The following is a 14,099-nucleotide window of genomic DNA, read 5'->3' as shown; positions in this document are numbered from 1 at the left end:
GAGTGGCAGGGGGCGGGGCGAAGTTATCGCGCCTTGGCGTCTTCTACGCGCGTAGCGCTCCCGAATACCAAAAACCCGGGGCCGGAAACGGTCCGCGGGCCATGGGGCTTGCGCCCCGGGCCCGCGGACTGCGGTTCCGGCCGCTCGGTTACGGAGCGGTCTTGACCTTGATCGTGCCGGCGGCGATGTCGGCCTTGGCCTTGTCGACCGCGGCGATGACGTCCTTCATCTCGGTGAAGGCCGGGTTCGACCGGGAGAGGGCGACACCGTCGTCCTCGAGGCCGTAACGGATCTCACCGGTCTGCGGCTTGCCGTCCTGGACCGACTTGATCAGGTTGAACACGGCACCGGAGACGTTCTTGGTGACCGAGGTCAGGATCCGGTCCTTGTAGGCGGCCAGACCCTTCTGGTTGTACTGGTCGGAGTCGACGCCGATGGCCCACTTGCCGGCCTTGGCGGTCGCCTCGATCGAGCCGGAGCCCGCGAGACCGGCGGCCGCGTAGATCACGTCGGCGCCCGCGTCGAGCTGGCCCTGCGCGGCGGCCTTGCCGAGGTCCGGCTTCGAGAAGCCACCGAAGTCCGGCGGCTGCGTCAGGTACTGGACCTTGACGTTGACGCCCTGCTTGGTGTCCTTGACGCCCTGGACGAAGCCCGCCTCGAACTTCTTGATCAGCGGGGTCTCCACACCGCCGATGAAGCCGACGGTGTTGGTCTTCGTCACCTTGGCGGCGGCGACACCGGCAAGGTACGAGCCCTGCTCCTCGTTGAAGACCAGGTTGGCGATGTTCTTGCCGGTCTTGGAAGTGTCGTCGATGAGGCCGAAGGTGGTGTCCGGGAACTTCGGGGCGACCTCGGCGATGGCGGGCGCGTAGGCGAATCCGACACCGATCACAGGGTTGTTGCCGGCGCGGGCCAGCGCGGTGAGGCGCTGGATCTTGTCCGGGTCACCCTCGCCCTCGCTGGGCTCGGCCTCGCTGCCCTGGATGTCGAGTTCCTTCTCGGCCTTCTCCAGGCCCGCGAAGGCGGCGTCGTTGAACGACTGGTCGCCACGGCCACCGATGTCGTACGCGATGGCGGCCTTGCCGCCGTTGTCGTCCGAGCCGCCCGACTCGGAAGACTTGTTGCCGCCACACGCGGTGGCAGACAGTGCGAGAGCCGCGGACGCGATGCCCACGGTGGCGATCCTGGTGATCCGGCGCACTGGGGGGCTCCTTTAAACCTGACCGAAAGCGCCACTTCCGGCGCTGGGTTCGCGGCGATCGTAACGCGCGTAGATGTCAGTTAAAGACCCGTTCATCAGTCGTTATCGGATCGTCGCGAACAGGCCACGCACCACGGTAGGCCGGGACGGCGGACGCCGCGCCCCGTCGGGGCCCGGCGTGTCGGCCCTTTCCGGTCACCGGGGACGTTCCCCCACCCCGGCCCTGCCCACAACCGGGCCCGGTCCCGGACCCCATGCGGGCCGACGCCGCCGGCCCCTCCCGGGGGCTTGGTGGGGGACGGCGCCCCCACGGCTTGGGGCGCACGCCTTCAAGGACCCGGCCCCCGGCCGGGCCGGTGTCCGTCACGGCCCGTGGGTGCCGGGGTGGCGGTAGGGCCCGTCGCGGCGCGGAGCTGCCGGCCTGGGCGCCACGTCAGGACCGCTGTCCCGCATGGAGCGACCACCGCCCCTGTCGGACGAGCAGGCCGAGAGACGTCCCTGCGGGGATCACCGGCCGGAAGGGCAGCACCGGCGTAGGGGCGGGGTCGGAGGAGGCGGGTGTCCGGAAGCAAAGCGTCGCAGCTCGTACGAGGCGCGGGGAGGGCAGCCATGCCGGACACCCCCAAGGCCCCGACACCCGCACCCACCACCGGCGCGGCACACCCGCAGGGGGCGCACCGCGCCGCACGTGGACCGACGAAGCCGGACCCTGCCGCGCACCCGGCCCGCGTCAGGGCCTGGGCACGCCCTGAGAGCACCGCCCGACCGGTAAGAGCCCGGCTCAGGGGGTCGGGCAACGCCCGAGGGACGCCACACCCCTCACTGGGCCGGGCCCAACGGCGGCCCTGTCGCGGATGTCAGAGCGCGATGCGCGCATCCAGCAGCGCCGCCGCCGTGAACAGCTCCACGCCCACCGCGATCGCCGACTCGTCCACGTCGAAGTCCCCCCGGTGCAGGTCCCGCCTGACCGTGTCGCCGGGCACCCGCACGCCCAGGCGTGCCATCGCGCCCGGAACGTGCTCCAGGTACCAGGAGAAGTCCTCGCCGCCGAGACTCTGTTCGGTGTCCTCGATCGCATACGATCCGCGCCGCGCCGTCTGCGCGTCGCGCAGCAGCTCGGTGACGACCGGGTCATTGACGACGGGCGGCACACCGCGCACGTAGTCGATCTGGGACTTGGCCCGGTGCAGCGTCGCGATCTCGTCGATCGCCGCGTGCACGAGGTCGGGGGCCTCGCGCCAGCCTTCGAGGTCGAGGCAGCGCACGGTGCCGGAGAGTTCGGCGTGCTGCGGGATGACGTTGCAGGCGTGGCCGGACTCGATGCGTCCCCATGTCACGGCGAGCCCGGACCGCGCGTCGACGCGGCGGGCGAGCAGCGCGGGGACGTCGGTGACGATCTTCGCGGCCGCCGTGACCAGGTCGGTCGTCAGGTGTGGGCGTGCGGTGTGGCCGCCGGGGCCGTCGAGGGTCACCTCGAGGCGGTCGCAGGCGGAGGTGATGGGTCCGGGCCGGAGCCCGATGATTCCGGCGTCGACCTTGGGGTCGCAGTGGACCCCGATGATCTTGTTGACGCCGTCGAGCACTCCGGATTCGATCGCGTCGGCCGCTCCCCCGGGCAGCACTTCCTCCGCGGGCTGGAAGATCAGCCGGACGGGCTGCGGCAGCAGTCCCTGCCGGTCGAGGTCGGCGAGCACGAGCCCCGCTCCGAGCGCGACGGTGGTGTGCACGTCGTGGCCGCAGGCGTGGGCGCGGTCGGGCACGGTGGAGCGGTAGGGGACGCCGGTCTTGGTGTCGGGGATGGGCAGTGCGTCGATGTCGGCGCGGATGGCGAAAAAGGGCCGTACGGCGCCCGGGGCCGGCGTACCGATGTCGCAGATCAGGCCGGTGCCGGCGGCGAGGACCCGGGGCTCTAGCCCCGCCTGCTCGAGGCGCGCCTTGATCATGGCGGTGGTACGGAACTCCTGGTTGCCGAGCTCCGGATGCATGTGCAAGTCGCGCCGGAACGCAATCAGTTCGGCACGCAGCGACTCGGGCAGCGTGCCGTGCAGTGCGACTGCGCCGGGCCGTTCGACTTCTTCGGACTCGCGGGACATCAACTGGTTCACCCAGTGAAGGGTATGCCCCTTCGCGCCTCAACTGCCGTGCGATCAACAAAACATCAGCCACACAGGGGACAGAATTCTGGTCTCACGGCGATTCGCCGCGTGCGGCAGTGGGTAAACTCACGCGGCTCGCTCTTGAGTCGATCTTTCCTTTCCGGACGGTGCTCACCCGCTCACTGCCGCTCCTCCTCGGCTCTTCAAGCCGGCGCCGGCAGCCGCTGCACACCGCGGGCCGTGCCGGTGACGCCCGCCAGGAAGCCCTGCGCGCGTGGTGAGGCGTTCTCCCTGAGCCATTCGGGTGCGATGTCGCAGACCGCCACCTTGATTCCCGTGCCCGCCAGGGCGAGGGGCAGGGTGTGGACCACGGTGGACGGAAAACTGAGAACGGTTGCTCCGATCGGGCCGCGCCGGGCGATCAGCTCGAGGGGGAGCTCCGGGCGGACCACCTCCAGCCCGGTCTCGACCGCGAGCCGGTGCAGTTTGTCCGCGCTCTCCTTGCGGTGGGCGAAGTAGCGGGTCGCGCCGTGCGTACGGGCGAGGCCGGAGACGGCGTCCAGGTACTGCCCGAGGTCGACGACGCCGGTCTCCACCAGGGATGTGCCGACCATGTCCGCGCCGCGGGTGATCGTCGGAGGGCCGAAGCGCGCACGCGTCCAGGCGAAGTCGTTGCGCGTGACCGTGATCCCCGGCGGCGGCTCCACGGGCATCGAGGTGAACACCTCGACCGACCGGGTCCGCGACGGGGCGAGCCTGCGCCGGGCCAGGAAGGTGACCGGTGCGAGCACCAGCTCACGCGGTCCGCGGCGGCTGCCGCGCCGGTGCCAGCGCACGAGCTGCTCCCCGCGGGAGACCTGGGCGACGAACTCCATGGTCGCCGTGCCGTCGTCCACCACGGTGACGTCCTTCCTGCCGACCAGGGTCAGCAGGAGCTGAACGTAGCGGGAGAACGGGTCGCCTATGACGATCCGCTCCGCGCGGCGCAGTATCGGGCCGAGCTCCCGCACGGTGCGCAGCGGGGCGCCCATTCCTCCGCGGGCCTCCTGCCAGCGGACGGTGAAGCCAGCGTCACGTGCGAGTTCCGCCATCCGGCGGAGCTGGCCGCGGGACATGGGGTCCGTGGGCGAGAGCACGACGACGGTGAGATCGCCTGGACCGGGCACGGCAGGCGTGGCGTGGGCCCACTCCAGGACGTTCAGGAGCTGGACCGGACTCTCGACGAAGGCGAGATTCACTGGTTGTCACCTCGTGATACCGGGCCGGCCTTCAGCCGGATCCGTGGCTGACCACCCCGCAGGGCGCTGATGGATTGCTGCCCGCGGCCGATGGCCACGGCGGCGGTGTCGACGTCCGGGACGGATGCACCCCGGACCGCTCCTGCCGTGGCGGCACCGGCCGACGTGGATCCGGCCCGACGCAGCCCTGCCGTGATGGATCCGGCCGGACACGGCCCTGCCATCACGGAACCGACTCGGACCGACCCCGCCCCGGATCCGGCCGGAGCAGAACCCGCCCTGCCGGAATCGCCCGGAACGGGCCCTGCCGAAACGGAACCGGCCGAAACGGGTCTCGCCGAAAGGGACCAGGCCGAAAAGCGCCCCGCGGAGGCCCGGCCAGTGGCCCCGACCGGAGCGGATCGCGCCGGGGGCACGGGCCGGCGGGCCGCCGGGGCGGGCGCACGGCGGCGTGCGCCGCCGCCTGTGCCGCGACCGGCGGGCCCGGCGGCCGTGTTTCCGGGGGCGCCCGGTGCGGCGGAAACGCGGTGTCCGCCCGCCGCGGACGCGCGGGCGCTGCCGCGCGTCGACGCCCGGTCGTCAGACCGCGGCCGGCTCACGGTCGCCCGCCTCGGCGACGACACCGGTGACCCGGCGCAGCTTCTTCATGGGCGCGAGCTCGGAGTCGTAGACCTTCTTGACGCCGTCGCCGAGCGCGGTCTCGATGGTGCGGATGTCGCGGACCAGGCGGGTGAGGCCCTGCGGCTCGACGGAGGCGGCCTGGTCGGAGCCCCACATGGCGCGGTCGAGGGTGATGTGGCGCTCGACGAACGCGGCGCCGAGGGCGACGGCGGCGAGGGTGGTCTGCAGGCCGGTCTCGTGGCCGGAGTAGCCGATCGGGACGTTCGGGTACTCGTCCCTCAGGGTGTTGATGACCCGCAGGTTGAGCTCCTCCGCCTTGGCCGGATAGGTGGAGGTGGCGTGGCAGAGCAGGATGTTGTCGCTGCCGAGGACCTCGACGGCGTGGCGGATCTGCTTCGGCGTCGACATGCCGGTGGAGAGGATGACGGTCTTGCCCGTGGCGCGCAGGGAGCGCAGCAGCTCGTCGTCGGTGAGCGACGCGGAGGCCACCTTGTGGGCGGGAACATCGAACTTTTCGAGGAAGGCGACGGCCTCGGTGTCCCACGGGGAGGCGAACCAGTCGATGCCGCGCTCCTTGCAGTGCTCGTCGATCCGGCGGTACTCGTCCTCGCCGAACTCGACGCGGTGGCGGTAGTCGATGTACGTCATCCGGCCCCAGGGGGTGTCGCGCTCGATGTCCCACTGGTCGCGCGGGGTGCAGATCTCAGGGGTGCGCTTTTGGAACTTGACGGCGTCGCAGCCGGCTTCGGCGGCGGCGTCGATCAGGGCGAAGGCGTTGTCCAGGTCGCCGTTGTGGTTGATGCCGATCTCGCCGGTGACGTAGACGGGGTGGCCGGGGCCCGCGATCTTGTTGCCGAGGGCGCGCAGACGGGACGTGCTCATGGGGGTGGTTCCTTACTTCTTGGGGGACATGGGGGCGGTTTCAGGGGTGTTGAGCGTCGGGCCGAGGAGCCAGGCGGCGATCTCGCGGATCGCCCCCTCGCCGCCGGGTGTGGCAGTGACGGCACGGGCGGCGGCACGTACGGAGTCGTGCGCACTCGCGACGGCCACGGGCCAGCCGACGAGGTGGAAGCACGGAAGGTCGTTGACGTCGTTGCCGACGTAGAGCACCCGCTCGGGTGAGAGGCCCCGTTCGTCGCACCACTGCTTGAGTGCGAGGTCCTTGCGGTCGATGCCGTGCAGGACGGGGACCTTGAGCTTGTGGGCGCGGGCGGCGACGACCGGGTTCTGTTCGGTGGAGAGGATCAGCAGTTCCAGGCCGGCCTTGCGCAGGTGGGCGACGCCGAGGCCGTCCCCGCGGTGGACGGAGACGATCTCGCGGCCGTCCGCGTCGATGAGGACCCGGTCGTCGGTCTGGGTGCCGTCGAAGTCGAGGACGACGGCGTCGACGTCCTCGCGGCCGGGTACCGCGGCGGTGTCGAGCAGTGGCGCCAGCGCCCGGGCGCGGGCGAGGTCGTGCGGGTCGTCGACCTCGAGGACCCGAGCCGGGTCGGTGCGCACCAGAGCGGTGCGGCCGAAGAACCGGTGGCCCGCCTCGCGGAACCCGGCCGCGGACATGGCGTACGCGGCTCCGGTCTCCAGGAAGTCCTGCGGGCGGTCCTGACGGCGCGGCCGGAACGAGGAGTCGTGGTTGACGCCGTATCCGGAGCCGGTGGCCGTGGCGGTGTCGACCAGCACGGCCGCCCCGCCCGCCTGTTCGGCGCTCTTCCCGGAGGGGCTCGCCGGCTCGTCGGCCTCGCGCCACACGAAGCCGTGGAAGGGCGCGACGGTCACCGCGCTGTCGGCGCCGTCCAGGGCGACCGCGCGGGCGACGCCCTCGATGTCCTCCCGGGCGACGAAGGGGCTGGTGCACTGCACGAGCAGCACCACGTCGACGGGTGCGCCGTGCACGGCCTCGTGCGCGTCCATGGCGTGCAGGACCGCCGACTCGCTGGTGGCGGTGTCCCCAGCGATGGCCGCGGGCCGCAGCACGACCTCCGCGCCGGCGCCGCGGGCGACGGCCGCGATCTCGGGGTCGTCGGTGGAGACCGCGACATGCGTGACCAGCGGGGCGTCGAGGCAGGCGCGGACGGCCCGTGCGACGAGCGGCACGCCGCCGACCGCGGCCAGGTTCTTGGCCGGGACGCCCTTCGATCCGCCTCGGGCGGGGATCACGGCGAGAACGGTCATCGGTGGCTCCTGACGCATCGGGACTGGAATCGGGAAGGGCGGGGGGTCACAGCTCACCCATCCGGCGGATCACGGGTGCGACGCGCTGCACGCCGTGGCGGTACGCGCCGCGCGCCGCCCGGCGTACGGCGTCGCGCACCACCCGCCGCAGGCCGGTGGCCTCCGCCTCGGGGGCGGCACCGGCCAGCGGTGTGCCGTCCGGGGCGAGGTGGTGGCGGGCGAGCAGACCGGGCAGGTATCCGGGCGCGGTGGCGGGCGTGTAGTACGGGGCGATCGCGGGGAGCCGCGGCGCGAGGAGCAGTTCGGCGACCCGCTTGCGGGCCTCGTCGAAGGCGCTCTCGTACGAGCCTTCCCCAACGGCGACGCCCTGCCGCGACAGCCAGTCGGCGTCCGGGGTGGGGCGGTGGCCGCCGTCGAGCCGGTCCCAGGAGGCGAGCAGCCCCGAGCCGAGGAAGTGGTGGTTGCCGAGCGCCTCGCGCACGCCGAGGTCGGTGAGCACGGCGGTGGGGATCCGGCGGTGCAGCGCCTCGAGCGCGGCGGTGGACGACACGGTGACCAGCAGGTCGGTGCGGTCCAGTACCTCGCCCATGTTCCCGTACACGGGGCGGAAGTTGGGCGGAAGGCCGCCGGGCAGCTTCTCCGCGAGCTTCTGGTACGGGATCTCTTCGAGGTGCGTGGTGTGCTCGCCCGGCTTGGAGCGGAGCTTCAGCAGCACCTCGCGGTCCGGGTGCAGCCGGGCGTGCTCGACGAGCCTGCGCAGCAGGTACGCACGGTCCGCACGGGACTCGGGCACGGACGGCTGGACGGCGAAGACGACCGTGTCGCGGCCTTCCTGCGGCCGGTACGGCGCCCCGCCGAGGAAGGGCAGCGCGGCCTCGGTGACGGAGCCGGCGTCGGCGCCCACTCCCTCGTAGACGGCGCGGAAACGCGTCGCGTCGTGGCGGGAGTTGGCCAGCACGACATCGGCGCCGTGGCGCAGCAGCAGTCCGTCGGACAGTTTCTCGTAGACGACACCGACGTAGCCGGTGACGACGACGGGCCTGCGGTCATGGCCGAGTGCGGCAAGGCCGTGCAGCATGGCCTGGACGCCGCCGCCGACGAGCGCGAGGACGAGGATGTCGTAGGACCCGTCCCTCATCGCCCGCAGGAACTCGTTGCCCGTCACCTCGCGCAACGCGTCGGCGCTGACGCCCACTTCCGCGAGCTGGCGGGCGGTGGGTGTGGCCCGGCCGCGCAGCAGGAAGCCGCTCAGCTCGACGGAGGTGCTCGGTGCGATACGGCGCGCGGTGAGCGCACCCCATTTCCACCGGGTGTCGGAGTCGGCGAGTACGGCGACCCGTACGGCCTCGCTGGTACTTGTTGGCACGTCGAGGACGTTAGAAAGGCATGTGGTTTCACGGCCCAACTCGGCAGCAACAAATGGTTAACAGAGCACCTACGGACAGCGAAGCAGGTCGGGGAACGAGTCGGTTAACAAGCTCGTCGCTCTACGTTCACCTGACATCCTCGTATGCGTCGATGCGAATGCCGAGCGCCCCCCTAACGTCACGCGGGTGGTTAAGCTCTCCGTCATCGTGCCGTTCTACAACGTGCAGACATATGCCCCCGACACACTGCGAAGCCTTCGCGCGAACACCCGCGCCGACTTCGAGTTCGTGCTCGTCGACGACTGTTCGACGGACGGGACTCCGGAGATCCTTCAGCGCGCGGAACGTGAGCTTCCGGGCGCGGTTCTGATCAGACACGAACGGAACGGTGGGCTGGCCACCGCCCGCAACACCGGTCTGGACGCCGCCGGCGGCGAATACCTCACCTTTCTCGACGGCGACGACTGGCTGGCGCCCGGCCACTTCGAGCACCTGCTGAACGCCATGGAGCACCTGGGGTGCGACTTCGTTCGCACCGACCATGTGCAGTGCACGGGACATGCCCGCTCGATCCACCGGGTGCCCGTCGGCCGGCGCGGCGAGGTGCTGCGCCCGCGGGACGCGATCCTGCCCGCGTCCCGCTCGACGGCCGTCGACTACCCGTATGCCTGGGCCGGGATGTACCACCGGCGGCTCGTGGACCGCGGACTGCTGCACTTCACGCACGGGCTGCGCACCGCGGAGGACCGGCCGTGGATATGGCGGCTGCACCGGGAGGCGGATTCGTTCGCGGTGATAAGCCACCTGGGCATTTTCTACCGGCGCGGAATCGCTTCTTCGCTCACGCAGATCGGCGACATCAGACAACTCGATTTCATCAAGGCATTCGACCAGGTGATCGAGGAAACGACGAAGGACGCCGATGCGGAAAGGCTGCTGCCCAAGGCGGTCCGCACATATTGCGCGGTCATTTCCCATCACCTGGGATCCATTGAAAGGTACGAACCGGCCGTGGCAAGGAAATTGCGCACGATGAGCGCGGCCGCGCTGAAGCGTATGCCGCAGGACGTGCTGAACGAGGCCATCGACTCCATGGACGCCGACCGCGCCTCGCGACTGCGCAAGGTGCGCCGACGGCCCGCTCCTCTCTCCGTGGAGGCGGCATCCTGATGGCCACGACCCAGATCTTCTTCGCCTCCTCCCTCTACGGAGCGGCGACGCTCGCCGCCGCGATCGACAGTGGCGGCTTCTCCACCGCGGACCGCCGGCTGCTGCTGGTCTCCAACAACGCGGCGACACCCGAGACGACACCGGCCCTCGACGAGATGGCCGGCTTCGAGCGGCTGCGGGGCCGCTTCGACGACGTGCTCTCCTGGAACGGGACCATCTCGCCCTTCCACCCCGGCGGTTGGGCACCCCGCGGCGACGACGTGCCCCTGTGGGAGCGGTATCTGCGGCAGCTGTGGGAACTGGGCGACGACCGGATCGAGCTCGCCGTCGAATCCATCCAGGTCAACCCGGCACTGGCGGTCGCACAGCTCTTCCCCGACGCCGCGCTGGACGTGTACGCGGACGGGCTGATGAGCTACGGCCCCACCCGCAACAAGATCGACCCGCTGGTCGGCGAGCGGGTACGGCGGCTGCTGCACCTCGACCTCGTGCCGGGCCTGAAGCCGCTGCTGCTCGCGGAGTTCGGCGTGGAACCGCAGCTCGTGCCGACCGAGGCCTTCGTCAAGGTCGTCGGCGAGCTCTCCGACGCCGTGCCGGACGCCTGCGCCGGCCTCCCGGAGGCGCCGGCACTGCTGCTGGGCCAGTACCTCGCCGCCCTGGGCATCCTCACGCCGGTGGAGGAGGAGGGCCTGCACGTCCGGATGCTGTCCGGCGTGGCCGCGCTCGGTCACCGCCGGGTCGTCTTCAAGCCGCATCCGACGGCGCCGGCCGCGTGGACGCGGACTCTGGAGCGCGAGGCGGCGTCCCTCGGGGTCGAACTGACCGTGCTGGAGCGGCCGGTGCTCGCCGAGGTGCTGTTCAAGCAGATGCGCCCGGCGCTGGTGGCGGGATGCTTCTCCACCGCCCTGTTCACCGCGGGCGCCTTCTACGGCATCCCCGTCGCCCGGATCGGCACGGAGCAGCTCCTCGACCGGCTCAGCCCGTACCAGAACAGCAACCGGGTGCCGTTGACGATCGCCGACGCGCTGCTGCCGGACCTGGCCGCGGGCGGGTCGGGCCCGCCCGCACCGGCGGACGGGCAGGTCGCCGGGCTGCTCTCCGCGGTGGGCTTCGCGATGCAGCCGAAGCTACGGGCGGACCTGCGTCCGGCGGCCGAACGCTATCTGCGCGGCAGCCTCGGCGCGGGCACGGCCCGCTACTTCAAGCGCCGCCGCCTGACGGTGCTCGGGCTGCCGGGGGGTGTGCCGCTGCCCCGCAACAGGGCGGTACGGCGGGTGGTGCGGGGGCGGCGGATGCGGCGTGTCCTGAAGCGGGTGACGGCGCTGGGCTGACGCGTGCGGGCCGCTGCGCGGGGCCGTCGCCGGTCTGCCTGCGGGCCGCGGGCGCGGGGGCCGTCATGGCACCGCGCGTGCGGGCCGCTGCGCGGGGCCTGGTCCCCGACCCGCCCCTCCCCGCTGTACCGATGTGCGGCTCCGCCGCGTGGCGGGGCAGGCCCGAGACCCCGAACCGCGCTCCGTGCGGTGCCCTCGATCTCCCCCTACGACCTGGTGGCCGCGGGAAGTCCCCCCAGGCGGGCTGACTGTGTCGCCCGCCGGCTGTCGAGGCGGGTGGGCCCGGGGCGGCCCCCCGAAACACCGCGCGCAGCGCGGGGCGGGTCCGGGCGGAGCCCGGTTCAGGGGAGGGGCGGGGCGGGCAAGGTCATGTGCCGCTGAGGGAGAGCTTCACCGCGAAGCCCAGGAACAGCGCTCCCGCCGCCGACGTCGCCCCCGCCGAGAGCCGCCGCCTGCGGCGGAACGCGGCCGCGAGGTGGGTGCCGGTGAAGATCAGGACGCTCAGGTAGAGGACGCTCGCCAGCTGGGCCAGCGCGCCGAGCACCGTGAAGGAGAGCGCGGGGTACGCGTAGGCCGGGTCGACGAACTGCACGAAGAAGGCGATGAAGAACAGTATCGCCTTCGGGTTGAGCAGACTGATCACGAACGCCTTGCGGAAGGGCCGCTCCGCGGCCGGAACCTCCGCGCCGTCGGCGGTCTCCGCGGCGATCCGCTCGCCGCGGGTGCGCCACATCGACCAGGCCGCGCGGAGCATCCCGATCGCCAGCCACGTCAGATAACCGGCGCCGGCGTACTTCACGATCCCGAACAGCACCGCGTTGGCCTGGAGGAGCGAGGCGACGCCCGCGGCCGACAGCACCATCAGGACGGTGTCGCCGCACCACACGCCGGCAGCGGCCTGGTAGCCCGTACGCACACCGCGGCGTGCGGCGACGGAGAGCACGTACAGAGAGTTCGGCCCCGGCAGCAGGACGATCAGGACAAGTCCTGCGAGATAGGTCGGTAGATCGGTGACACCCAGCATGGGGCGGAGTGTCGCACATCGGTACGACACCCCGCCTTTCTGTTCCGTATGTCAGAAGGCGTCAGTGGGGACGTACGTGCCCCACACCTCGCGCAGCGCGTTGCAGACCTCCCCGACGGTGGCGCGCGCCTTCAGCGCGTCCTTCATCGGGTAGAGGACGTTGTCCGTGCCTTCCGCGGCCTTCTTCAGCTCGGCGAGCGCCGCGTCGACCGCCGCCTGGTCCCGCTCCGCCCGCAGCTTCGCCAGCCGCTGCGCCTGCTGCGCCTCGATCGCGGGGTCGACCCGGAGCGGCTCGTACGGGTCCTCGGTGTCCAGCGTGTAGCGGTTGACGCCGACGACGACGCGTTCGCCGGAGTCGGTCTCCTGGGCGATGCGGTAGGCGCTGCGCTCGATCTCGTTCTTCTGGAAGCCCTGTTCGATGGCGTTGACCGCGCCGCCGAGGTCCTCGACGCGTTCCATGAGGGCGAGCGCCGCGGCTTCGACGTCGTCCGTCATCTTCTCCACGACGTACGACCCGGCGAAAGGATCGACGGTGGCGGTCACGTCCGTCTCGTAGGCCAGCACCTGCTGAGTGCGCAGCGCGAGGCGGGCGGACTTGTCCGTCGGCAGCGCGATGGCCTCGTCGAAGGAGTTGGTGTGCAGCGACTGGGTGCCGCCGAGGACCGCCGCGAGGCCCTGGACGGCGACGCGCACCAGGTTCACCTCGGGCTGCTGCGCGGTGAGCTGCACGCCCGCGGTCTGGGTGTGGAAGCGCAGCATCAGCGACTTCGGGTTCTTGGCGCCGAACTCCTCCTTCATCACCCGGGCCCAGATGCGTCGGGCCGCGCGGAACTTGGCGACCTCTTCGAGGATGGTCGTGCGGGCGACGAAGAAGAACGACAGGCGGGGCGCGAAGTCGTCGACGTCCATTCCGGCGGCCACGGCGGTACGGACGTACTCGATGCCGTCGGCGAGCGTGAACGCGATCTCCTGCGCGGGCGAGGCGCCGGCCTCCGCCATGTGGTAGCCGGAGATCGAGATCGTGTTCCACTTCGGGATCTCGGCCTTGCAGTACTTGAAGATGTCCGCGATGAGCCGCAGGGACGGCTTGGGCGGGAAGATGTACGTGCCGCGGGCGATGTACTCCTTGAGCACGTCGTTCTGGATCGTGCCCGTGAGCTTGTCCGCGGGGACACCCTGCTCCTCGCCGACGAGTTGGTAGAGGAGGAGCAGCAGGGCGGCGGGCGCGTTGATCGTCATGGACGTGGAGACCTTGTCCAGCGGGATCCCGCCGAACAGCACCCGCATGTCGTCGATCGAGTCGACGGCGACGCCTACCTTGCCGACCTCGCCGTGCGCGATGGGCGCGTCGGAGTCGTGGCCCATCTGCGTCGGCAGGTCGAAGGCGACCGACAGGCCCATCGTGCCGTTGGCGATCAGCTGCTTGTAGCGGGCGTTGGACTCGACGGCCGTGCCGAAGCCGGCGTACTGGCGCATCGTCCAGGGCCGGCCGGTGTACATCGACGGGTACACGCCGCGGGTGAAGGGGTACCCACCGGGCTCGCCCAGCTTCTCTGCCGGGTCCCAGCCCTCCAGGTCCGCCGGTCCGTACACCGGCTCGATGGGCAGTCCCGACTCGGACTCGCGCGCCATGTGACTGTGCCTCCCGCTGGCCTACTGACAGGTAACAAACGTCTGCGACGGACTGTAGCGGCGGGCGTGCGAGGGATGGAGAGCCACGCCCTGGGAGCTTGCTCACAGAGCGTACCGGCGAAGCGGCCCGTGGCCCGCCCGTCCCCGAACCGTTACCCCCATGATGCGCGGGATTGCGCAACCGGGCAGGACGGGGATTTGTCTCATCAGGCACAGACATACGTGGGGGACGAGACAAGTGGGGGGCGAC

General features: G+C 71.3%; 10 protein-coding genes. 2 read left to right on the top strand and 8 right to left on the bottom strand.

Going from position 1 to position 14,099, the window contains the following annotated elements:
* Nucleotides 1–148: 148 nt before the first annotated feature.
* From MDN94_RS11875 to MDN94_RS11850, 6 genes are all read right to left on the bottom strand, one after another.
* The gene (locus tag MDN94_RS11875; RefSeq protein WP_453466756.1) at nucleotides 149–1,201 is read right to left on the bottom strand and encodes a BMP family lipoprotein; all 1,053 of its coding nucleotides are present in this window, start codon (nucleotides 1,199–1,201) and stop codon (nucleotides 149–151) included.
* Between the two features lie 857 nt (nucleotides 1,202–2,058).
* Nucleotides 2,059–3,294 (bottom strand): amidohydrolase, encoded by a 1,236-nt coding sequence (locus MDN94_RS11870; protein WP_482727060.1) that lies wholly within the window; start codon nucleotides 3,292–3,294, stop codon nucleotides 2,059–2,061.
* A gap of 206 nt (nucleotides 3,295–3,500) precedes the next feature.
* Nucleotides 3,501–4,535 (bottom strand): hypothetical protein, encoded by a 1,035-nt coding sequence (locus tag MDN94_RS11865; RefSeq protein WP_482725776.1) that lies wholly within the window; start codon nucleotides 4,533–4,535, stop codon nucleotides 3,501–3,503.
* Between the two features lie 579 nt (nucleotides 4,536–5,114).
* Nucleotides 5,115–6,038: an N-acetylneuraminate synthase family protein gene (locus MDN94_RS11860; protein ID WP_189466592.1), complete on the bottom strand. Its 924-nt coding sequence runs from the start codon at nucleotides 6,036–6,038 to the stop codon at nucleotides 5,115–5,117.
* A gap of 12 nt (nucleotides 6,039–6,050) precedes the next feature.
* Nucleotides 6,051–7,325 (bottom strand): cytidylyltransferase domain-containing protein, encoded by a 1,275-nt coding sequence (locus MDN94_RS11855; RefSeq protein WP_482725775.1) that lies wholly within the window; start codon nucleotides 7,323–7,325, stop codon nucleotides 6,051–6,053.
* Between the two features lie 46 nt (nucleotides 7,326–7,371).
* A complete protein-coding gene (locus MDN94_RS11850; RefSeq protein WP_482725774.1) occupies nucleotides 7,372–8,691 on the bottom strand; it encodes a DUF6716 putative glycosyltransferase in 1,320 nt (439 codons plus the stop codon).
* Between the two features lie 187 nt (nucleotides 8,692–8,878).
* Between MDN94_RS11850 and MDN94_RS11845 the strand changes: the two genes are divergently transcribed.
* Together MDN94_RS11845 and MDN94_RS11840 are read left to right on the top strand one after the other, a co-directional pair.
* On the top strand, nucleotides 8,879–9,862 hold the full coding sequence (locus MDN94_RS11845) for a glycosyltransferase family 2 protein (protein WP_482725773.1): 984 nt from the start codon (nucleotides 8,879–8,881) through the stop codon (nucleotides 9,860–9,862).
* Nucleotides 9,862–11,193: a polysialyltransferase family glycosyltransferase gene (locus MDN94_RS11840; RefSeq protein ID WP_482725772.1), complete on the top strand. Its 1,332-nt coding sequence runs from the start codon at nucleotides 9,862–9,864 to the stop codon at nucleotides 11,191–11,193. The genes MDN94_RS11845 and MDN94_RS11840 overlap by 1 nt, the downstream gene beginning before the upstream one ends.
* A 367-nt stretch (nucleotides 11,194–11,560) precedes the next feature.
* Here the strand turns inward: MDN94_RS11840 and leuE are convergent, their stop codons facing one another.
* A complete protein-coding gene (leuE, locus tag MDN94_RS11835; protein ID WP_482725771.1) occupies nucleotides 11,561–12,217 on the bottom strand; it encodes a leucine efflux protein LeuE in 657 nt (218 codons plus the stop codon).
* A gap of 51 nt (nucleotides 12,218–12,268) precedes the next feature.
* On the bottom strand, nucleotides 12,269–13,849 hold the full coding sequence (locus MDN94_RS11830) for an acyl-CoA mutase large subunit family protein (RefSeq protein WP_441263831.1): 1,581 nt from the start codon (nucleotides 13,847–13,849) through the stop codon (nucleotides 12,269–12,271).
* Between the last annotated feature and the right edge of the window lie 250 nt (nucleotides 13,850–14,099).

The organism is Streptomyces sp. WAC00040 (assembly GCF_056835925.1).
This window is presented reverse-complemented; position numbering and strand designations above follow the sequence as displayed.